Genomic DNA, 22,755 nt, shown 5'->3' with positions numbered 1-22,755 from the left:
ACAAGCTTTTTATTATTTTCGTTTACTGCCACCAAATCCAAGTCCAAAAGTAATTTCGTATATTTCGAGGAGTAATGCGTATGAAACGTTCACCGTCAAAGAAACAATTTAAATTTGGAAGTGTTTCATCTGGATTTTCTGGAATAAAGGTGACGATGTTTTCGTTACTTGTAATGGTTACTGTGATTGGTGGATCGGTAGGAGAGACTTGAAGTTGTAAAGAAACGTTTGCCTTGTTTTTAAATTCATTATTAATAGGTGGACTTATCACTTGTACTGTGAATAACACGATAATTGTTTCGTTCGGTTCCAAATTAGTAGCGACTAGGAAACCGATATTCGGATTCGCTAGTGGAGAGCGTTCCCCATTAATGAAGACCGTACCGTTCATAAATTGTAAACCTGCTGGAATGGTGTCTTGTAATGAAATATTTGAAAGTGAAATCTCGGAAGTATTCGTAATACGCACTGTATAATCAAAATATTGGTTTAAATAAGCAGAGCTGACGGAAGCATTTTTTATCACTGCTGCCGTTATAAATTGAACTGGTATACGAACAATATTCGAATTAACGATGAAAGTAATAATCGGATCCTGTGGTGTCAATTGGAAAGCAGCTGTAACTGTTGCGGAATTGATAATTGTACTGTTTGAAGGGATAGAAGTTACGAGAACTTTAAATGTTATAGTTGCTACTCCATCTGCCGATAAGGAACCAATGTTAATACCAGTGTCTGGTCGAATATTTGGAACCGGAGTACCGTTAATTGTTACACTGTTTTCTATAAATGTTGTACCAGCTGGAATCATATCTAAAACGGAAGTACTTACTGTAGGAATTGGGGAATGATTAAATACCTCTAATGTGAATGTAATAATATCTCCTATAACGACAGAAGATTTGTCAGCGTTTTTCTCAATGCGCACCATTGGATCAACGATCGTTGTTGTAACGGTATTTGTTTGCTTTGTAATTGTAATAGGTGGTTCATTCGGATCAATGGTAACAGTATAGGAAACAGAAGCGTCGTTATTGATAGCAGTTTGAAGAGTCGAAGAAGATATTGTTAATTGGAACGTAATGACAACAGATTCATTAGGAGCAAGGTTTCCTAATGGAATACCATTTTCAGGATTCGCATTAGGCTGATTGATCCCGTTAATCGTAACACTGCCAGTAATGAAAATTGTATCTACTGGTACGGTGTCTATGGCAAGAAGGTCTTCAATCGTTACATTACCGCTATTAGTAATTGTAATTGTATACGTTAAAGTTTGACTAGGTAATGCATTCGTGGCATTAACAGATTTTATGGCAACAACATTATCATTTTGGACAGTTGTTGTGACAGTATTTGTTGTAGTCGTATTTGTAACAGGTAAGTTATTCGGGTTGACTATATAGTTAAAGGTAGTAATTGCTTTGTTGTTGAGTTCATTTGGTGTTGGAATAGAAGTTACAGTTACTTGGAATGAAGCGATGGCATCTCCACCTACAATTATAGTACCAATTGGTATGCCGCTTACTGGATTAACTCCCGGAACAGTTTCTCCGTTTACAATGACACTATTTTCTATAAACGTAGTACCTTGAGGAATAATATCTTGAATGACTACATCATCTGCTGAAACATTACCAGTTTGATTTAGTGTAATCGTATACGTTAACGTATCACCGACCGTTGCAAATGCAAGGTCAACAGTTTTATTGCTATTTAAATTCACGTGATGAATTTCTGTTACGGCAGCTGATGAAATAATAGTTTCGGTAATAGGTGGCCTATCTGGTACCGTGTATTCATATTCAATTGTACTCGTGTTAGAGATTGGATTTGTTTGCGGAATGGAAGTAACCCGGACTTGGAATAGAATAGTTGCTGTCGTATTAGGCGGAATGTTATCAATTTGTATACCGCTAAGTGGATTGTCATTTGGACGAGCGGTGCCATTCACAATAACACTGTTCTCTATAAAGCTCGTATTTGCTGGGATGATATCAGTAACGATAATGTTTTCTACTTGTATATTCCCATTGTTTGTGATGGAAATTGTGTAAGGGATGATAGTTTGTAGGTCAGCATATTGGATAGGCGTTGTTTTTGTTGCAATTACATTAGCAGAAATAACTTCAGTGAAGGTAATATTACTAGTCGATATTTGTTCTTCACCATTAATTGTATAACGAGAAGTGGATTGATTTTGAATACGACCGCTAGCTGGAAGAGCTAACACAGTAACGGAAAACGTGACTGGGATAGAAACGTTAGGTGCAATCGTTCCTACAAGTATACCAGTACTTGGATTCGCGTTAAGCTGAGGAATATTATTTACTAAAACGCTACCGTCTATAAAGGTTGTTCCATCAGGTATGTTGTCTGTAAATACAACAGCAGTAGCATCTGTATTTCCTATATTCGTTAAAGTTGTTGTATAAGTTAAAATGTCGCCAATCGTTACAGAAGTCGAATTAACAGTTTTCAGTGAAACGATATCGGCATCATTAATTTGGACGAAAGTAGTATTGGAAGTAGTAGATTTTTGAATTGGTGCAAAGTCAGGATTGAAAATAAAGTCGTAGACGATGTTTGCAGTATTAGGCGTTGGATTTAAAGTTGGTAAATTCGTAACGGAAACTTGGAACGTTATTGTAGTCGCTTGCCCTGACGCAATATTAGGAATGAAAAAGCCGATATTCGGATCTGCTGCAGGAAGTACAGTGTTGTTAACTGTTACACTTCCCGGAATAAATACTGTTCCATCTTCTATAGTATCTGTAAAAAAGATGGAGTTAGTTGTAGTAGATCCGTTATTTTGAATGAATACTGTATATTCAATGGTGTCATCAATATTAGCTAATACTTTATTAGCGGATTTTGTAGCGATAAGAATAGCATCAATAAATTGTATATTTGTAGTATTGGAAGAGGTCGTTTCTGAAATTGGTGGTGCGCTTTGTTCCGGTTGATATTCATAGTGTATAACAGCGATATTATTAATAGTATTTTGTGCAGGTATAGAGACTACATTTACTTGGAACGTAACAATAATCGTATTATTTGGAAGGATAATACCAAGATTGATACCGGTAATTGGATTTTCGTTAGGTCTTGGTATGCCATCTACAAGGATGCTATTTGGAACGAATGTGGTGCCAGCAGCAATTGCGTCAATTAGGAGAGTATTTGTAATAGGTACTGTACCAGCGTTTGTAACGGCGACTGTATATGTGATGATTTGACCGATACGTGTAATGGATCTATTGGCGGATTTAATTGCACTAACATTTGCCGTCCGCACTTCCGTGTTTACTGCATTTGATAACGATCTACGCTGAATAATCGGAGAGCTAGGGTCAATTTGGTATTCGTACGAAGTGTCTGAAATATTAATGACTGTATTGCCGGACGGTATATTTGTAAGTTGTACTTGGAATGAAATAGTGACTGTTTCATTTGGTTGTATCGTGCTGAGAGTTACTCCGTTTTCAGGATTCGTGCCAGGCTGAATCACATTATTTATTGATAAGCTATCTTCAATGAATATAGTACCTTCTGGAATGTTATCAATAAACACGGTATTGTTAGCTGGAATGGTTCCTATATTTTGTAGTGTATTTGTGTAGGTAATAATTTTCCCAATTGATACGAAAGTTACATCCGCGCTTTTAACAGAAATAATATTTGCATTTTGAAGTGATGTTGTAACAATGTTAGAATTTGCAGAGCGATTCACCGGTGGAGCTGTAGGAATACTTACATATTGGTAATTTGCAGAAGATTGATTTACAATTTCGGTTTCAGTAGGTGGATTGTTTGTTTGCACTTGAAATAGTATCGTTTTGGAACTGTTTGCTGGAATTGTTCCAAGTGGTATTCCGTTTTCTGGATTTACACCTGGCTGCAGGACACCGTTAATTGTGACACTATCGGAAACGAATGTAGTCCCAGCTGGAATAGAATCTGTAAAAATAATATTTATTGCGTCAACATTGCCGATATTTTTCACTTCAGAAATATAAAGTATAGTTCCGCCAATATCCACAGTTATTGGATTGGACGTTTTTGTAACTGTCAATTGTGCTTGCACGAAATTTGTAATGACAATATTACTTGTAGATGTTTCAGTAATAGGCGGTTGTCCTGGGTCTAGTTGAATTGTATATGTTGTATTAGATTGATTTGTAATCGATTCTTGCGAGAATGAATCGTTAATAAGAATTTGGAACGAAATAAGGTGAGTAGCGTTTGCTACTAGGTTAGGCAAAGCAACCCCTACATTTGGATTTGCACCAAGTATAGCTGTTCCATTAAGTGTAAAACTATTTTCTAAGAATGTAGTCCCTTCTGGAAGCGTATCTGAAAATATGAGATTAGTAGCTGGAATATTTCCGGTATTTTCTAGCTTTATCGTATAAGTCAAAATATCACCTGTTGTTGCTTGTTGTGCATTAACTGCTTTTAAAGAAAGAACATTCGCATCCGAAATTTGTGTGAAAGCTGGATTAGACGTAATTGTTCGAGAGATGATAGGGGAGGTTGGATCGGCGATAAAAGTATAGTCAATACGGGCTATATTAGAAATTGGATTCACGCTTGGAATGGATTGAACGATAACTTGGAATGTGACGGTGACAATTTCTGACGGCGCAACGGAGTTTAATGGTATTCCTACGTTTGGATCGGCACCTGGAACTGAAACGCCATTAATGGTCACGCTATTCGGAATAAATGCAGTTCCTTCTGGGGCCAAATCTGTTAAATTAACTGTATTTGCAGTTGTATTGCCGTTATTTTGAACGACTACTGTATAAGTGATTGTACCGTCAGTAGATTGTACGAGAGAATCTGTATTTTTAATTGCGGATAACGATGCATCAACGACAGCTGTATTAACCGTATTAGATGAGGATGTTGCTGTAACTGGAGGTTGACTTGGATCGACAATATACGTGTAACTTGTAATTGCTTGATTTATAATCGCTCCTTGCGGTGGAATAGAACTTGCAAGAAATTGGAACGTAATAGTAGCAGAATCACCTGGTGCGATAATACCAACTGGAATACCGAGAGTTGGACTTGTATTTGGAAGCGAAATTCCATTTAACGTAACGCTATTTGGAACGAATACTGCACCTACAGGAACTCCGTTTATGAGCAATACAGAATTTGCAGGGAAGTTTCCGGTATTTGTTAATGTTGCTGTATACGTAATTATATCTCCGATGGATACGATTGATCGATTTGCTTCTAAAACAGTAGTAACGGTAGCGTTATTAATTTGTGTTGAAGCGCCATTAGAATTTATTGTGCTTGTAACAGGAGGAGCTGTCGGGTCAACAATGAATGTGAATTGAATAGATGCAACGTTTTTAATTGGGTTTGAAGGTGGAGTAGATGTAACTATGACTTGAAAAGTAACAGTTAAGGTACTACCCGCGCTAACGGTTCCGATATTAACTCCGTTATTTGGATTTGCCCCTGGAATGATACTTCCATTTACAGCAAAACTATTTTCAACAAAGGTCGTTCCAGCTGGAATAAGATCTGAGAAATTTACATTCGTAGCGTTTGTATTTCCACTATTTTGAATCAAAACTGTATAAGTGATTGTGTCTCCGATATTTGCAAAGGCTGTATTAGTAGTTTTTACAGCTGAAAGTATTGCTGAATTAATAGAAGTAACGAAGACGTTCGTTTCCGCATTGCCAGGCTGAGCTTGTAATGAATTGCCTACGTTATATTGGAAGTTAACAAATCCTAAGTTTTGGAGTTCAGGTGTGAAAGTTGTTGGATTGCTTACGATTTGCACTTGGAACATAATTGTTACGATTTGATTTGGAGTTATTGTATTTATGCCAACACCGTCAATGATAGAAGCGGATGGTAATGAAGTGCCATCAACAATGACTGATCCTGCAACAAATTGTGTCCATGTCGGTATAGGGTCTGAGAAAACAACGTTGTTAGCAGAGATATTTCCTGTATTCGTAATAGTGGTTGTATACGTAATCGTATCACCGATCGTTGCAAAAGCTTTATCTCCTATTTTAATAGTGTTTAAAATTGCACTTTCAATTTTTGTTGTAACGCTATTAGAAGTAATATTTTTTGAAACAGGTGGATTAGCCGGATTAACGATATGCTGGAAGCTAACGCTAGCTTGATTGGTAATTGGATTTATAGGCGGGATTTCATCGGCACTAATATGAAATGTTACGATGACAGACTGGTTTGGCGCGATATCACCAATTGGAACGCCTGTAATTAGGTCTGCATTTGGGATGGTAGTTCCGTTAAGTGTAAAACTATTCGGTTCAAAGGAAGTTCCGTCTGGAATTAGGTCGGTAAAAATAACACTCGTCGCACTAACATTTCCGCTATTTGTAATCGTAACTGAGTAGACAATATCTTGCCCAATATCTACTGTTTCCACATTTGAATTTTTTTGTGCAGTAAGGATAGCGCTATTAACTTGTGTTGTCGTTGTATTAGATTGATTAGAGGTTGAAATGAACGGCTGATCTGGATCAACAATATAACGGTAAGTGGTAAGAGCCGAATTAGAAATAGGATTGTTGATTGGGAGGGTTGAAACGATGGCTTGGAATGTGACGATTGATGTGTTTCCACCATTAATTGAACCGATATTTACACCAGTAGATAAATCAGCGTTTGGAATGGTTTGCCCATTAACTGTGAAACTGTTTTGAACGAAACTTAAATTGCTATCAAGTATATCGATAACGGTAACATCAGTAGCAGCCACATTCCCGGTATTAGGAAGGTTAAGTGTAAATGTTATTGTATTATCAACATCCGCAAAAGTAAGATTTGCTGTTTTTGTGCTAATAATATTTGCGTTGTTTATTTTAAGAAGTGTAGTGTTGGAGCTAGCTGTATTCGATACCGGCGGATTACCTGGATCAACAGTAAACTCATATGTCGTTGATGCTGTATTCGGTGCTGGATTAATAGGTGGAATGCTGTTCACTGTAACTTGAAAGACGATACTATATATTTCATTTGGTGGAAGTGCTGCAAGTAATACACCTGTATTTGGATCCGCATTAGGTTGTAAAATGCCATCGACAGTTAATGTGTTAGGAACAAATGTGAGTCCACTTGGTAATACATCTGTGAATACAATATTAGTTGCATCCGTATTGCCTACATTGGCAATAGAAGTAGTGTAAAAAGCAGTTTGCCCGACATCTGCAAAGGATAGACTTTCATTTTTCGTCATAGATAATATAGCTTCTCTAATTTGTGTTGAAACAGGATTACTAATTGAAGTTTCTGCATCAGGCGGTGAGACTAATTGATACGATGTTGATGAGAAATTTACAATTGGGTTTTCGGTTGGTAATGACGCCACGTTTACTTGGAATGAAACAGTTACTGTAGACCCAGCTGTTATAGGCCCAATATTTACACCGTTCGATGGGTCCGCACCACTTTGAGAAACCCCGTTAATAGAAAATGAGTTTGCAATAAAAGTAGTTCCGCTCGGCACGGTATCTGTGAATATAACATTTTGTGCGGAGGAATTTCCATTGTTTGTTAAAGTGACAGTATAAGTGAGTGTGTCTCCGATATGGCTAAATGCTTTATCAACTTGCTTTGATGAAAGAATGGTAGCTGTATTAATTGTAGTAAACGTTGTGTTTGAAGTAACATTTCTTGAAACAATTGGTGCATTTGGATCAGCGATAAATGTGTAAGAAGCAGTAGCGGAGTTGGCAATGGGATTTTGAACAGGGGTGGAAGTAGCGGTAACTTGAAATGCTATTGCTATTGAGCTGTTAGGAGCAATTGATCCAATTGTAATACCTGTATTAGGATTAAGACCAAGTTGTGTGATGCCATTTATTGTGACACTATCCGAAACGAACGTTGTACCGTCTGGAATAAGGTCAGTGAACGTAATATTCGTAGCATTTGTATTCCCACTATTCGTTAAAAGTGTCGTATAGGTAATAGTATCACCTAGTGTTACAAGTGTTTGATCAACTGATTTAATCATCGTTATCATAGCATCTAGTACAGGGTTTGTAACGATGTTCGTTGAAGTAGAAGTAGTAACAGGAGCTGCTCTTGGATCAACGGTATAAGAGTATAAAATTGTATCGTTATCCATAATTGAACTTGAAGGGGGAACAGAAATAACAGTTACTTGGAAAGTAACGGTTACTGTTGCGCCAGGAGCGATATTGGGTATATTGACTCCAAGTGCTGGCCGTGCACCAAGTTGCTGCATACCATTGATTATGACCGAATTTGGTATAAATGTAGTGTTGGCTGGAATAGCGCTTGTGAAAGTAATATTCGTTGCTGGTGTATTTCCTATATTTGTAATAGTAGTTGTATACGTAATTGTATCACCGACAGAAATAATGGATTTATCAGCACTTTTTGAGGTAGCTAATATTGCGCTATTTATTGTCGTAGTAACGGTATTAGATGAAGCGGTTTGAGTTATAACTGGTTGACTTGGATCGACAATATGCTGAAATTGTACAGAACTAGAATTAGAGATTGGATTTATACTTGGAATGTTTGTAACAAGTGCGTTAATAGTAATAACGGCCATTCCGCTTGGGTTTATATTTCCAATCTGTATTCCGTTCCCAGGATTTCCAATTTGCTGAGCACCAGAATCATTTACAAGAGTACCAGATATAAATGTCGTTCCATCAGGCAAAATATCCGTGAAAATTATATTTTGTGAAGTGACATTTCCAGGGTTGCTTAATGAAATTGTATAGGAAAGTGTATCCCCGATCTTTGCAAAAGTTTTATCTACAGATTTAACTGCCAAAATTTCTCCGGAATTTATTTGTGTTGAAACCGGATTAGATGTTGTACTTCGTGAAACAAGTGGTAAATTAGGTCCTGTCATAAATTGATAATTGATAGAAGCTCCGTTTACAACAGGTGAGTTTGGTCCTCCAGGTCCGATTGTGAAAATTGGATTTGGGATGCTAACTACTTGCACACGGAAGGTGACGTTTATAAAATCTCCTGCAATAATATCCCCAATTGGTATCCCATTCGCCGGATTTACTCCAGGTAATAAAACCCCACCTACTCGAACGCTATCTTCTATAAATACTGTATTATTTGGAATCGGATCTGTAAAAGTGATATTAGTAGCAGTTGTGTTTCCTATATTTTCCAATAAAACTGTATAAGTTAAAAATGAATTTCCGGGTGCGATGTCAGAAAATAGTCGATCGACACTTTTTGTTGCTTGAATAATTGCTTCGTTAATTTGCACTAAAGTTGGATTACTTGTAGCTGTTTCTGTCACTGGCGGCTGGGTAGGATCCACAATGATAGAATATGTCGTACTGGATTGATTCAACGTAGGATTTGTAGCTGGTATTGAGCCAACGATCGCTTGAAAACTAATTGTTGTCGTTCCTCCAACTGGAATTGGGTCTAAAGGAATCCCGTTATCTGGCCTAAATCCGAGTTGTGGTGTGGTATTAATTTGTACGCTATCAGGAACGAATGAAAGTTCAGGTGGTAATATATCAATAAAAACAGGTGTGTTTGCAGTTGTATTTCCGTTATTAGTGAGAGTAGTTGTATACGTAATTGTATCGCCAACAGCAGCAAATGCACTGCTCGCAGTTTTTGTTGCGATAACGGAAGCAGTATTTACTTGTGTAAAAGTTTTATTGGATTTAACTGTTCGTGAAACAGGTGGTTCATTAATATCTACAATAAAACTATATTGAAGCGATGATTTGTTAGGAATTGGATTCGGATTTGGGATCGTTGTAATGTTTACTTGAAAGCTGAGTATAACTGATGCATTTGAATTTATGTTACCGATATTGATACCATTTTGTGGATTTGCATTAGGAATGGTTGTTCCATTTACTGTAAAACTATTTGGAATAAACGTTGTACCATCTGGAATTAAATCTGTAAAAATAACATTGTTTGCGGTAGTATTACCGGAATTAGTAATGATAGAAGTGAAAGTAAGTGTATCTCCAATAGTAGCGAATGTTGAATTGACAGTTTTATTTATAGATAGAGTAGCATCAATAATTGGAGTAACCGTTGTGTTTGTAATTGTACTACCAACAGCAGGTGATTGGTTTGGGTTCACTGTATATTCATAATTTACAAGGGCATTATTTGTTAATGTGCCACTAGGTGGTATCGCTAAAATTTGTGCTTGAAAAGTAATGAATACAGTATCTCCTGGCGGAATATCTGTTAAGTGAACACCAAGTGATGGATCTAATCCTGGTTGTGGAACATTATTGATAGTTACGGAGTTTTGGATAAATGAAGCTCCTGCGCCAAGCCCATCCGTTAAAACATTTGCACTAGCAGGGATATTACCTGTGTTTGTAACTGCAATCGTATAGGTAACGATATCTCCAATTGCAGCTGTCGGTGTATTCACTGATTTAGTAGCGACGATCGTAGCGTTATTAATTTGAGTTGTTATTACGTTACTTAACGCATTGGCGGATGCTAGAGGTAAGTTAGGATTTACGACATATTGGTACGTTGTATTACTTTGGTTCGGGATTGGATTTGGACTAGGGATGGAATTTACTATTACTTGAAATGAGATTGTTGTATTTGTATTGGGGTTTATTGGATCAATTGCTACGCCATTTGCTGGATTTACATTAGGGAGTGTAGTACCATTTACTGTTACACTATTAGGAATAAACGATGTTCCGTTGGGAATTACATCTGTAAATATTACATTTGATGCAAGTGTGTTTCCATTATTCGTTAAAGTAGTCGTGTACGTAATAATATCATTTACGTTAGCAAACTGTTTATCTGCAGATTTTGCAGCGGTAATCGAAGCGTTATTAATTGTTGTTTGTACTGTGTTAGAAGCCACCATTTGAAGTACAACTGGTTTGGATGGATCGTACGTGTACTGGAATGTTGTGCCTGATTGATTCGTAATCGGATTTGCACTAGGAATAGTTGGTACAAAAACCTGGAATGCAATGGTTCGTGATGAATTCGCTCCTATCGTACCGATAAAAATGCCGTTAGCAGGATTTGCATTGGCTATAGGGACATTGTTAATCGTTACAGTATTAGGAATGAACAGGGTACCCGCTGGAATGATATCTGTAAACGTTACATTAGAAGCAGGGATATTACCGTTATTTGTTAAAATGGTTGCATATAATATGACATCACCAACATCAGCGAAGTTTGTGCTCGTTAGCTTCGTAGCAACAATATTAGCAGTATTAATTTGTGTAGTTACTATATTGCTAGTAGCGTTTCTAACAACAGCAGGTAAACTTGGATCAGCGATAAAGCTATATTGAAGTGCAGCGCTGTTTTGAACTGGATTTGGTGAAGGTATTCCATTTGCACTAATTTGGAAGACAATTGTTGTAATTCCACCTGCTGGAATTGTACCAACTTGAAGACCGGTACTTGGATCTGCGCCTAGCTGTAAAGCACCACCTATAAAAATACTATTCGGTATGAGAGTAGTGCCAGGAGGCAGTATGTCGGTAACGACTACATTATTTGCTGGAGTATTTCCCAGGTTAGCTAAGGCAATTGTATATGTGATTGGTTGCCCGACATCGGCGATAGTTAAATCTACCTGCTTGACAATAACTACATTTGCTAAGTTAATTTGTGTACTTACAGTGTTACTTAAAGATGTTTCTATAGTTGGTGGATCGCCCGGATTTAAAATAAAGCTATACTGTGTACTAGACGAATTGATTGTTGGGTTTTGTGCTGGTAAAGAGATAACAGTTACTTGATAAGAGACGGTAAGTGAGCCGTTAGCAGGAATGGAGGGTAGCGGAACACCGATATTTGGATCTGCGTTATTTTGGAGCACACCATTAATAAGGAAAGTGTTTGGGATAAAGGTAGTGCCATCTGGATTTGTATCTACGAAAGTTGGACTATCAGCAGAAACACTTCCTGCATTCGTTAAGCTAACAGTATAAGTTAATATATCCCCAACGGTAGCGAACGCTCGATCCACTGTTTTTGTCGAAATGACATTTGCGTCATTTACTTGAGTAAATGTAGTAGTAGAAGTTGTATTTGTACTTACAGGTGAAGCGTTTGGATCAACAATAAAGTTATAGGAAATGGAAGCGCTATTTGAAATAGGGTTAGGATTTGGAATGCTAGTTATTAATACTTGGAATGAAGCTGTAATTGTTGTGCTAGCATTGATACTACCAATATTGATGCTAGTTGGTGTAACGCCCGGCTGAGTAACACCGTTAATCATAACACTGTTTGGTACAAAGGCAGTACCATTCGCAATAGAATCAGATAGTAATACATTGTTCGCAGCAACGTTTCCATCGTTTGTAAGAGCAAAGGTGTAAGTTAATACATCTCCAACTTCCGCAAACGTTTGACTTACAGATTTATTAGCATGAAGATTTGCTAGTCTAATTGTTGATGTAACAGAATTAGAATTTGCAGTTTTTGAAGTTGGTGGCAGGCTTGGATTTACAGTGTAAATATAAGAGGCGAAAGCGTTATTAATGATAGGGTTTTGTGCAGTAATATTGATGACTGTTACTTGGAAGGATAAAGTGAAAGTAGCTCCGCCAGAAATTGTGCCGATAGGTAAAGCAACGAGAGAATCTACATTTTGCAAAACTCCGTTGAGCGTTACAGAACCTAATGTTAATATCGTTCCATTTGGAAGTGGATCTGTTAGTTGAACGTTATTGGCGGCCGTATTTCCACTGTTTGTAATAAGGATTGTATAACTTATCGTTTCGCCAATTGTGGCAAATTGTTTATTTGTAGACTTTGTTAATGTTAAATTCGCATTGTTAATTTGAGTAGTAACGACGTTAGAAGAAATGTTTTTCATAATGGGTGATTGGCTAGGGTTAACGGTGTACTGATAAGAAGCGCTTGATCCGTTAGATACGGCATTTGACACGGGTATTGTGTTTACTACTACTTGAAATGAAACACTTTTGGTTGTGCCAGTTGGGATGGATCCTATGTTCACACCATTAGCGGGATTAGCGCCAACTTGTGTCGAGCCATCTATTGTTAAACTGTTTAGGACAAAAGTTGTTCCTGTAGGAATGACATCTGTAAAAATAACATTGTTCGCATTCGTATTACCTGTACCTGTAAAGGCAACAGTGTAAGTCAGTGTATCGCCAATATCTGCATAGTTTTTATCTACTGCTTTCGTCATTGTTACAGTAGCATTATTCACTTGCGTGGAGACAATATTCGTCGTGTCAGTCCCGCTTACTGCCGGCTGGTTTGGTACAGGAATGTATTGATATGTTGTTGTACCACTATTTAATATTGGATTTGTTTGTGGGATAGAAGGAACGAATACTTGAAAGGAAATAGTAGTAGTAGAATTTGCAGCAATAGATCCAATTGATATACCATTAGCGGGATTTGCTCCAGCTTGAGTAACTCCGTTAACAGTTACACTCCCTGGAATGAAAGTAGTCCCGCTAGGAATCGGATCTGTATATATAACATTAGTTGCAGCGATATTTCCTATATTAGCTAAGGCAATACTGTAAGTTAATGTTTCACCAATATCGGTAAAAAGTTTGTTAACTGATTTTGTACCATTAATATCTGCGAGGTTAATTTGTGTTCCTGCAGAGTTACTTGTTGCAAGACCGTTAAAAGTCGTTCCTCCGGCAATCGGTGTATATTGAAATGTAATATTAGCAGTGTTAGAGATAGGATTTTGACTTGGAAGAGAAACGACAGTCGCTTGGAAAGCTACTGTACGAGAAGAGCCATTATTAATTGTCCCCAGAGATATACCGGCGACCGGATTTGCGTTTGTTTGTGGTACGTTATCTATTGTTACGCTTCCAGGTATAAAGGAAGTACCGTTAGGGAGAACATCTGTAAAAGTAACGTTATTTGCAGGAAGAAGTCCGGTGTTAGGAACAGTAACTGTATAGGTTAGAATATCTCCAATTGTAGCGACACTTTTATTCACGCTTTTAGTTGCTTGTATATTAGGTGAGTTTATATTGATTTGTAAACCGACTGTATTTAACATATATGCATCCCCGTTAGTAGTTAAACGAATTGCGGCAGATACTTGGGAATTTGTTAAATAAGGAGAAATATCAATGGAAGTAATGTCCCATCCTTGTCTTCCAGCGGAGATATTTGTACTTGTAGAGGCACTCTGGTTTCGCGTTCCAAATGTACCAGTTGTATCTAAGTTCCCTGCAGCATTATTAATTTGAGAACCGAAGAAATTATTAACAGCATTATTTGGCCCAGATAATGCATTTAATGAACTGAAATTTGGTCCAAATAAAGCTTGATCCCCAGTTAAATCAGCATCCCCTTCAGTAGAACTTAAAAATAATCTCCCGCTTACAGGTCCCCCGGCAGGTGTTAAAAACCCTGAGACAGATACATCTGCACTACCGGTTTCTACAGAAACACGGTTACCAGCTACGTAAATTGTTAAATTTCTTGCGGGTAAGGAACCGTTTTGATAAGCGACAATAAGCGTCCATCCTGCAGAATTAATGGCTCCATTAGAAGCGTCTAAAGGATCTACAAGTCCAGGAACAGAACCTGTTGTATAAGATCCAGATCCAGCAGCTTGAACGAGTGACGTTACATCCGCTGATCGTGTATAAAATCCAAATGTGACAGATCCAGAAACGAATGTTTGATTTGAAGCTGTAACAGCTGAAGGGGTAATCGAGTATGTTGACACAGGTGTTGTAAAAGAAACGGGGTTTCCTAATACACTCGTAATGTTTTGATCACGAGATAAATAGTTTCCACCCCAAACGAGTTCTGCATAAAGAATAGCGCTACCAGCAGGGATATTTAAAAGAGCGGTAGAACTATTTTGTGTATAGTTTAACGTTGTACCTGCAGGAAAAGTAGTTACTTGTAAAGCAGTATTCGTAGTTACGAATGCACCAATTGCCCCGATTGTACCAGCACGATTTAGATTGCTAATTTTACTTAAACCTAGTGTGTTTCCTGTAATAGCGAGTGCGCCGTTAGTGGTGGTAGAAAATCGATTCGTAATGGGCATGTTGTCACCTCATTTACAATATAGTCTTGGTCAAAATAGGATATGTGTGTGACTGGTAAAGGGAAACATGTACAAGTTGATTCATGCAGAATGGTTCAAACGTCTAAAGAAGAGGATGGGGAATGATTGAATTGAAAATGAGAGTGGAGCGTCTGAGGAAAGAAGATACAGAGGATATTGTTACATTATCTTCATATATTGGATGGGATTATAACAGAGAAGAAGTTGAAACGATTTTTAACTCAGGTATTGTATACGGCGTATGGAATGAGAGAAAAAAACTTATTGCAAGCGCTGCAATTATACTATACGGGGAGACATTAGCTTCAATTGGAATGGTAATTGTACATCCAGATTATAAAGGAAGAGGGATTGGAAAGATAATAACGGATTCATGTGTTAAAAGCGTATCAACTCAAACCCCAATTATGCTTATTGCCACGGATGAGGGGAAAATTTTATATGAAAAACTAGGATTCAGGGCTGTTAGTTATGTTTCTAAATACATATGTAACTCGTACAATGCGAATTACCATTGTGTAGGAAATGAAGAGTATATTGTGAATTATGAAGAACGTGATTTAGAAGATATAATACAAATAGATAAAGATGCATTTGGAACAAATAGAGAAGAGTTTTTAAAGTATCGAATTATACAAAGTGAACAATGTATTGTTACAAAGGATGCACAACAGAATGTATTAGGATACGGTATAAGTATACAAACGCCAGAAAATAAAATAATAGGACCAATTGTTGCTAAAAATGATGCGATGGCAATGAGAATGGTACATTATTTAGCAAAAGGGCATAATGGGAAATTAAGAATGGATGTACCAGAAGGAAAGAAAGATTTCATGAAAGAATTAGAGATTATCGGTTCTAAAAAGGTTAATACACCACCAATTATGATGAAAAATAGCGATAAATTATTAAAAAGGAATAATGAGCTATATAGTATTGCGGCACAAATTTTTGGATAAAAAAGAATCCTTCTGAATGAAGGATTCTTTTTCGTTAATCACGATATTGGTCGTGAGTTGGCTGAAAGAGATCTTCCTCGATATCTCTCACCATAGAAAAATGATCAACATTATAATGACCGTGTAGAGTTTTATTATGATGACCAATAATTTGCTCTGCAGACAATACGTCAGAATCAGTTGTGGAATGACCATTTTTAATTAATGTAACGTCAAATCCTTGTACAGTAGCTGTTCTAACTGCGGTGTCAATGCAATGTTCTGTTTTACATCCCCCTATAACAATATGATTAATTTTTTCTTCTTTTAAAAGTTCAAGTAAAGAAGTGCCATAGAATGAGTTTGTTGCTGCTTTATTAATAAGGATTGCAGACTGAGGTACTTTAATTTGATTATGTACTTCAAATCCTTCTCCGCTACCAGAAGCAACATCGATATCTCTTACGAAAACAGTAAGGGCATTTGCATCTATTGCTTTCTGTACGGCTGTATTTAGTGTAGATAATAGCTCGGTTTTACGAAAAACTTCATTTTCTTGTTCATTTCCATCAATTAATTCTTGCTGAGCATCGATAATTAATAGTGCTTGTTTCATTCGATATCCCCTTTAATATAAAATAAATTCCACTTTACATATTCTTTTATATTGTAAGGAACTCCTTTTTTTTCTAAGAAGTAGACGATAGATTTACAAAGTTGTCAAATAAATTTCATTCTCATAGAGTATAAAAACATGTATGATAGGAAGTGGAGAATTTTTGAGTAGGTGGGAATATCATGCAAACAGTAGAAGATTATCTTTCATTCTTACATACGAAAGGATTTAAATTATCAGAGGAAGCACAAGGATTTATTATGTTCGGACAAGGATATACTGGTGCATCTGATGGGATTGTGAACGTAGCAATAGAAGCGACGATTAAACATCAATTACAGTTTGATGGGAGTTATTTTGTTGCATTATTAGAACGATTGAAAGAAGAAGAAATTACAGATAAAAAAAGCGCTAAGGCTTTTATGCGGAAGTTACAAGCGTAACTTCACGCAGCCTGCGCTTCTTTTTTTGTTTTGGAAGGTAGCTCAACAAAAACCATGCCTAGGAAAATACATAAACAACCGATAATGGCAGAAATAGAAAGTTGTTCGTTTGCAACTAGAACGCCTGTTAATGCAGCAAAAACGGGCTCCATTGCGAAAATAATTGCTACTCTTGTTGGAGAAGTATGTTTTTGTGCAGATGTTTGAATGAAAAAAGCAATGGATGTCGCAAATAGGGAAGTTAGAAATAGAGCGAATAAAAAGGATTGATTTGTCCATAGTGAAACTGAAAATAATTTTTCCCAATCTTCAAACAAAAAAGCGCAAATAGAAGAAAATATACCGACAGCTAATACTTGAGAGGTGCTTAGTAATAAAGGTGATATTTTCTTAGAAAAGAAACCGTTAACAAGAATATGGGCAGCAAAAGCAACTGCACAACCGAGAACGAGTATATCTCCAATGTTTAATTGAAAAGAATCACCAGCCGTTAATAAGTATAAACCTGCTGTTGCTACAGCAATGCCCATTACGATAAAAATGGTAGCTTTTTGTTTTAAAAAGATAAAAGACAAAATTGGTACCATAACGATACTAAGCCCTGTTAAGAAACCAGCTTTTGAAGAAGTTGTATAAAGTAAGCCGGATGTTTGTAATACATAGCCAATACATAAAAAGAATCCAACAATTAATCCAGCGAAGCTACTCTGTTTTATATCTTGTTTTGAAGCTCCTTTTGAGAAAATCATTTGAACGAATAATAAAATAATTCCAGCGAATAAAAAGCGAATACCATTAAAAGTAAATGGACCAACGAAAGACATAGCATTTTGAACGACAACAAACGTAGCTCCCCAAATAAAAGAGACAAATAATAAAGCAAGAGGAGCAATCCAATCTTTTTTCACACTCATACCCCCGTTAATTTTGTAAGATAGCTTTTCTAGCTAATTCATCAGCAACTTTATTTTGACTACTTGGAATCCACTTAATAAAAAAGAGATCGAAACTTTTTATGTACTGCAGTGCTTCCTCTAATAGTGGTGCGAATATTTTGTTTTTTGCGTATTCTTTTTCGACAGCTCGCTCGACAAGCTGCGAATCGGTACGAAAAGAGACAATGTTATAATTATGCTCTGTGCAATATTTTAATGCCGCAAGTAAAGCGTGGTATTCTGCTTCATGATTGGACATTGTCCCAAGGGGCAATGATAATTGTACAGCTGGTTGCACGCCTTTAATAAACACTCCAGCACCAGAAGGACCAGGATTTCCTTTTGATGCACCATCAATATATACTTCAATCAAAATGAGAAACCTCCAAATTATAAGATGATCCCCTACTTATATGTTTCTTTGAAGTAGGGGATAGAGTACTTTAGCCGATTGTAATACTATAACGACATGTAAATGTTTCATTCGCTTGTAAAGATTGAATTCCTTTTTTTTCCTTGAAATCTTTTGCCGGATTTACTTCATCAGCAATCCCGTACCAAGGTTCAATACATAAGAAAGGTGCGTTCTCGCCTGGTGTCCATACACCGACAAATGGGAATCCGTCAAATTCTACTTTTACAAATTTATTATGTTTATGAGAACGAATAGAGATTTCATCCGTATTCATATTTTCAAAAATAAGTGCATCATTTTTGAAAAAATCGTATGTAAGTGGTAATTCATTGGTATTTTCAGCGATTAATTGCTTTTTACTTGAAAGATAAGGTCCTTCTAATACGCTTGTTTCTAAGCGTTCAGAACCATTAAATGATAAATGATAATCTGTAAATGATTCGCCCTCTAATAAGGGGAAGTTGAAACCAGGATGTGCTCCGATTGAGAAGAACATCTCTTTTGAAGTAGGGTTATTTACTTCATATGTTACATGAACGATTTGTCCATCTAGCTCATAAGAAACGAGTAATTCGAATTCGTATGGGTATTTTTTTAATGTTTCTTCATTACTAGTAACAATATAAGTAATATTCGTTTCACTTTGTTCTTTTACAGAGAATGTAAGATCACGAGCAAAGCCGTGTTGTGTTAAAGAATATGGTTTACCATCTACGTAGTATGTATTATCTACTAATCGGCCGACAATTGGGAATAAAATTGGTGCGCGGCGCCCCCAATAAGTAGAATCGCCTTGCCATAAGTATTCAGTGTTATCTTCTTTTAAGCGAACGCTTTGTAATTCTGCACCTTTGTCAGAAATGGAAACGATCACTTTTTCATTTTGAATTGTTGCTGTCATGAAGTGAAACCTCCTAAATCTTTCATATGTTTTATTATACGTTGTCCAAAAGAAAAAAGGTAGTAAATGATAGGAATCTATTGACGAAAGAGTGCCTATTGCGTAAAATATAATCTTGTTGCTTAAAAACGAATAACGTGGTTCGAAACCATCCCACGTAAAAAAACTAAGGAGATTTTGTCATGAATATAAGAACATTAGTCGGTAATGGTATTTTAGCGGCATTATATATTGCTGTTTCTATGCTTATTCAGCCATTTGGCTTTACGAGTGTACAGTTTCGTATTTCAGAGATGTTTAATCATCTCGTTGTATTCAATAAGAAAGCAATTTACGGGATTGTATTAGGTGTATTTTTAACGAATCTCTTTTTCTCACCTATGATCGCTTATGATTTAGTATTTGGAGTAGGGCAATCCATTCTTGCATTACTTGCAACTATTATTTCTATGCGCTTCATTAAAGGTGTTTGGGCTCGTATGATTTTTAATACAGTTATTTTTACAGTCACAATGTTTATGATTGCAATTGAACTTCATCTTGCGTTTGATCTGCCATTTTTATTGACATGGCTAACTTGTGCAGTTGGTGAATTTGTTGTAATGGCAATTGGTATGCCTGTAATGTACTGGATTAATAAGCGAGTGCAATTTGAAAGATTTATGCAATAGATGAAAGAGCTGTCCTTACTTAGGATGGCTCTTTTTGTATGTGATTAAATTGTATATAATACTGTGACTCCTGATAAAATATAATAAAATAAAGTGAAACTTTAATCAGTGGGGGGACCCCACTGATTATTAGCCCACACCAATCGGGCATTTACGGACAGTTGATCTTCCGCCTAACTTCTTTGCTTTCGTTAAATTTTAAGGTGGGAGTCTTACTGACCGCAAATAGCGGGATAAATATAAGAAGTCTTATAAAAGGGGAATCTAGTATGAAATATAAAATACATTGGTTGTATAAAACGAAGCGTGGTTTACAAACTGAATTAACAACAGATTATATGAACATAGAAGAAGTGCTTCAATTTGCGGAGGATTTTGAGAAAACAGGTAGGGTGAAAGAACTTTTATTTTTCGATGAAATGGACGCGGAATGGTCATTAAAAGAAATGAAAAAACTGAGTAAGCAAGTGGAGGAAGATCCGCAAGAAATTCAAGTTTATTTTGATGGTGGTTATGATGTACAGACGAAAGAAGCTGGGGTTGGTATATGTGTATACTATAAAAAAGGAAATACAAATTACCGAATTCGTCGCAATGCATACATAGAAGGTATATATGATAATAACGAAGCGGAGTATGCAGCATTATTATACGGGATGAATACACTCGAGGAATTAGGAATTAAATATGAAGCAGTTACACTTCGTGGAGATTCTCAAGTTGTACTGCAGCAATTAGCTGGTGAATGGCCTTGCTATGATGAACATTTAAATCATTACTTAGATCAAATTGAACAAAAAGCGAAGCAAATGAAATTAAAACTTATTTGTGAACCGATATCTAGAAAACAAAATAAAGAGGCACATCAATTAGCAGCGCAAGCATTAGAAGGGACGACAATTGATAGTCATAAAGAAATAACCGAATAGAGAGGTGCACACGTGAAGAAGAAGCAACTCATTACAGAGGTAAATGACTTATTAGAAACGTATTGCGGAGGGTGTTTCCTGCAGGAACATAATCGGAAAAATCATAGTAAATACTATGCCCATTCTTTTTGTATACGGCAATGTACGGTTGGAGAGAAGTTGAAAAAGTATGGGGAGCAATTGTCATAAAAAAACATCCAGAGAATTTTCTCTGGATGTTTTTTAGTGCTTCGCTTCATGTAATTGATGCTCGCATTTACTTAATTTTTTTTCTTCATTCATTAGAAATGGCTCATCTAAATCCGTTGCAACGGATTTCATGATTTCAAGCTGAGAACGAGCCGATTCTACTGCAGTAGTGGCATGCTCTAATGTGTCTGGATCCATTGAAATTGTTGCAGAACCTACCATTTTTTGTGCAGTTTCTACACGGAATTTTACCTCTTCAAAATCATTTACATGTGACCCCATTGTTATTGCCTCCTTTGTATTTTGCGCATTTCACATAGTTTTTGCTCTGGAAAACGGAAATATACAAAGGAATAACAAAGGAGGTTACCAAGTAAGGTAACCTCCTGTCATATGTGGGATTAAAGTTTTGCTACGTTAGCAGCTTGAGGTCCACGGTTTCCTTCAGTAATGTCGAAAGATACTTCTTGACCTTCCTCTAAAGCTTTGTAGCCGTCGCTTTGAATAGCAGAGAAATGTACGAATACATCTTCAGAGCCTTCCATTTCGATAAATCCAAAACCTTTTTCATTGTTAAACCATTTTACTTTTCCTTGCATGTCACAATTCCTCCTAAAAACGATTCCTTTTTTCATTTAGTGAAATTCATTAAAAAATAATAAAAATAAAAAATGCTATATTCTCGAATATTCTGCTAAATGATTAATTTAAATATACATGAATTGGTAGAATTTAGTCAAGTAAGCGTTTTTAAAATTTTGTATTTTGAATTAATTTTTTCTCGAATTTTTAAAAAGGTATAGGACAAGCCGAGTATGTAATATTCTTAAGTGAATGCTGTACATAATGAGGTGAAAGAATGGATGAGTCTTATTTATTAGATAATGAAGGGATGAAAAATAGAGTCGACATACCGAATTGGGTTGCAAAAGAATTTCATGATTTTTCGAGTGTCGTGTTAGAACCAACCTTCCCGTGTTATTTCGGTTTAACAGCTTTGAAGAAGAATGAACTTCGTTATTCATTTCTCTCTCATAATGATTGGAGTCATTTGCCCAATACAATGTTAACTTTTTTGGAGCTAATGAAAGAGCGGCCGATTGTAAGAAGAGGATTTTTTCTTTTTGTGGAACCGGAATGTGAAGAAAAATCAATCGAATATTATCGAGATTATTTTTGGAAAGTACTACAATATTTGCATGAACAAGATAATCAATTATGGCCAAAGCAAATCCCGAAAAATCCAGACCATCATTTATGGGAATTTTCATTTGGTGGTGAACCAATATTTGCATTTGGGAATGCGCCAGCTTATAAACAGCGAAAGACTAGGCATTTAGGAAATTCTCTCGTTATTGGATTCCAGCCACGAACTATTTTCGATGGATTAGAAGGAGATCGTCCTAAAGGGGCGTATTCAAGACAAATGGTCCGTGAACGAGTTGAAAAGTGGGATCAGTTGCCGAAGCACCCTAACATTAGTCACTACGGCGATCCTAATCATCGTGAATGGAAACAATATTTCATAGGGGATGATATTGAGCCGATTAAAGGTAAATGTCCTTTTCATCATAGAGTAGAGAAATAAGAGCCATCAACTGGATGGCTCTTTTGCATATTTTGGATAAAAAAGGGTATT

13 protein-coding genes and 1 riboswitch are annotated in these 22,755 nt (G+C 36.5%); of the genes, 6 read left to right on the top strand and 7 right to left on the bottom strand.

Going from position 1 to position 22,755, the window contains the following annotated elements; all coding sequences use genetic code 11:
* Window positions 1-22: 22 nt before the first annotated feature.
* The gene (locus tag SB773_RS01775) at window positions 23-15,055 is read right to left on the bottom strand and encodes a DUF7507 domain-containing protein (protein ID WP_410588297.1); all 15,033 of its coding nucleotides are present in this window, start codon (window positions 15,053-15,055) and stop codon (window positions 23-25) included.
* A gap of 122 nt (window positions 15,056-15,177) precedes the next feature.
* Here SB773_RS01775 and SB773_RS01770 point away from each other — a divergent pair, with 122 nt between their 5' ends.
* Complete coding sequence (locus SB773_RS01770) at window positions 15,178-16,038, top strand: GNAT family N-acetyltransferase (RefSeq protein WP_410588295.1); 861 nt, start codon at window positions 15,178-15,180, stop codon at window positions 16,036-16,038.
* 34 nt (window positions 16,039-16,072) lie between these two features.
* Here the strand turns inward: SB773_RS01770 and SB773_RS01765 are convergent, their stop codons facing one another.
* The gene (locus SB773_RS01765; RefSeq protein ID WP_410588293.1) at window positions 16,073-16,633 is read right to left on the bottom strand and encodes a cysteine hydrolase family protein; all 561 of its coding nucleotides are present in this window, start codon (window positions 16,631-16,633) and stop codon (window positions 16,073-16,075) included.
* Between the two features lie 182 nt (window positions 16,634-16,815).
* Here SB773_RS01765 and SB773_RS01760 point away from each other — a divergent pair, with 182 nt between their 5' ends.
* On the top strand, window positions 16,816-17,076 hold the full coding sequence (locus SB773_RS01760) for a DUF6123 family protein (RefSeq protein ID WP_001195213.1): 261 nt from the start codon (window positions 16,816-16,818) through the stop codon (window positions 17,074-17,076).
* A gap of 2 nt (window positions 17,077-17,078) precedes the next feature.
* On the opposite strand, the gene SB773_RS01755 is transcribed toward SB773_RS01760, so the two are convergent.
* From SB773_RS01755 to SB773_RS01745, 3 genes are all read right to left on the bottom strand, one after another.
* Window positions 17,079-17,984 carry a DMT family transporter gene (locus SB773_RS01755; RefSeq protein WP_410588290.1) on the bottom strand — a complete coding sequence of 302 codons (906 nt, stop codon included), beginning with the start codon at window positions 17,982-17,984 and terminating at the stop codon, window positions 17,079-17,081.
* 13 nt (window positions 17,985-17,997) lie between these two features.
* Entirely contained in the window at window positions 17,998-18,384 is a 387-nt protein-coding gene (locus tag SB773_RS01750; RefSeq protein WP_002011911.1) for a reverse transcriptase-like protein, read from the bottom strand.
* Window positions 18,385-18,454: 70 nt separating this feature from the next.
* Window positions 18,455-19,327 carry an aldose 1-epimerase family protein gene (locus tag SB773_RS01745; RefSeq protein ID WP_410588288.1) on the bottom strand — a complete coding sequence of 291 codons (873 nt, stop codon included), beginning with the start codon at window positions 19,325-19,327 and terminating at the stop codon, window positions 18,455-18,457.
* A gap of 131 nt (window positions 19,328-19,458) precedes the next feature.
* Window positions 19,459-19,503, top strand: a riboswitch (PreQ1 riboswitch).
* A gap of 6 nt (window positions 19,504-19,509) precedes the next feature.
* Here SB773_RS01745 and SB773_RS01740 point away from each other — a divergent pair.
* The 3 genes from SB773_RS01740 to SB773_RS01730 all read left to right on the top strand — a co-directional run bounded on the left by SB773_RS01740 (window position 19,510) and on the right by SB773_RS01730 (window position 21,116).
* A complete protein-coding gene (locus tag SB773_RS01740) occupies window positions 19,510-19,998 on the top strand; it encodes a QueT transporter family protein (protein ID WP_002011909.1) in 489 nt (162 codons plus the stop codon).
* A gap of 269 nt (window positions 19,999-20,267) precedes the next feature.
* A complete protein-coding gene (locus tag SB773_RS01735) occupies window positions 20,268-20,927 on the top strand; it encodes a ribonuclease H family protein (RefSeq protein WP_002126525.1) in 660 nt (219 codons plus the stop codon).
* Window positions 20,928-20,939: 12 nt separating this feature from the next.
* The gene (locus SB773_RS01730) at window positions 20,940-21,116 is read left to right on the top strand and encodes a zinc-finger domain-containing protein (RefSeq protein ID WP_002011906.1); all 177 of its coding nucleotides are present in this window, start codon (window positions 20,940-20,942) and stop codon (window positions 21,114-21,116) included.
* Between the two features lie 33 nt (window positions 21,117-21,149).
* Here SB773_RS01730 and SB773_RS01725 read toward each other — a convergent pair whose 3' ends face one another.
* Together SB773_RS01725 and cspB are read right to left on the bottom strand one after the other, a co-directional pair.
* A complete protein-coding gene (locus SB773_RS01725) occupies window positions 21,150-21,398 on the bottom strand; it encodes a DUF2564 family protein (RefSeq protein ID WP_002011905.1) in 249 nt (82 codons plus the stop codon).
* 119 nt (window positions 21,399-21,517) lie between these two features.
* Complete coding sequence (gene cspB, locus SB773_RS01720; RefSeq protein ID WP_002011904.1) at window positions 21,518-21,715, bottom strand: cold shock-like protein CspB; 198 nt, start codon at window positions 21,713-21,715, stop codon at window positions 21,518-21,520.
* A 260-nt stretch (window positions 21,716-21,975) separates the two neighbouring features.
* Here cspB and SB773_RS01715 point away from each other — a divergent pair, with 260 nt between their 5' ends.
* Complete coding sequence (locus tag SB773_RS01715) at window positions 21,976-22,704, top strand: YqcI/YcgG family protein (RefSeq protein ID WP_144512513.1); 729 nt, start codon at window positions 21,976-21,978, stop codon at window positions 22,702-22,704.
* Window positions 22,705-22,755: the final 51 nt, after the last annotated feature.

Origin of the sequence: Bacillus sp. SIMBA_074 (assembly GCF_046534555.1) — a bacterium.
Taxonomy (GTDB): domain Bacteria; phylum Bacillota; class Bacilli; order Bacillales; family Bacillaceae_G; genus Bacillus_A; species Bacillus_A mycoides.
Note: the sequence above shows the minus strand (reverse complement) of the source record. Positions and strands in the feature narration are given on the sequence as shown.

What these genes read in the sequence shown, in the direction of transcription:
- SB773_RS01775 (WP_410588297.1), bottom strand. Translation starts at nt 15,055, where the DNA reads ATGCCCATTACGAATCGATTTTCTACCACCACTAACGGCGCACTCGCT.
- SB773_RS01770 (WP_410588295.1), top strand. Translation starts at nt 15,178, where the DNA reads ATGATTGAATTGAAAATGAGAGTGGAGCGTCTGAGGAAAGAAGATACA.
- SB773_RS01765 (WP_410588293.1), bottom strand. Translation starts at nt 16,633, where the DNA reads ATGAAACAAGCACTATTAATTATCGATGCTCAGCAAGAATTAATTGAT.
- SB773_RS01760 (WP_001195213.1), top strand. Translation starts at nt 16,816, where the DNA reads ATGCAAACAGTAGAAGATTATCTTTCATTCTTACATACGAAAGGATTT.
- SB773_RS01745 (WP_410588288.1), bottom strand. Translation starts at nt 19,327, where the DNA reads ATGACAGCAACAATTCAAAATGAAAAAGTGATCGTTTCCATTTCTGAC.
- SB773_RS01740 (WP_002011909.1), top strand. Translation starts at nt 19,510, where the DNA reads ATGAATATAAGAACATTAGTCGGTAATGGTATTTTAGCGGCATTATAT.
- SB773_RS01735 (WP_002126525.1), top strand. Translation starts at nt 20,268, where the DNA reads ATGAAATATAAAATACATTGGTTGTATAAAACGAAGCGTGGTTTACAA.
- SB773_RS01725 (WP_002011905.1), bottom strand. Translation starts at nt 21,398, where the DNA reads ATGGGGTCACATGTAAATGATTTTGAAGAGGTAAAATTCCGTGTAGAA.
- cspB (WP_002011904.1), bottom strand. Translation starts at nt 21,715, where the DNA reads ATGCAAGGAAAAGTAAAATGGTTTAACAATGAAAAAGGTTTTGGATTT.
- SB773_RS01715 (WP_144512513.1), top strand. Translation starts at nt 21,976, where the DNA reads ATGGATGAGTCTTATTTATTAGATAATGAAGGGATGAAAAATAGAGTC.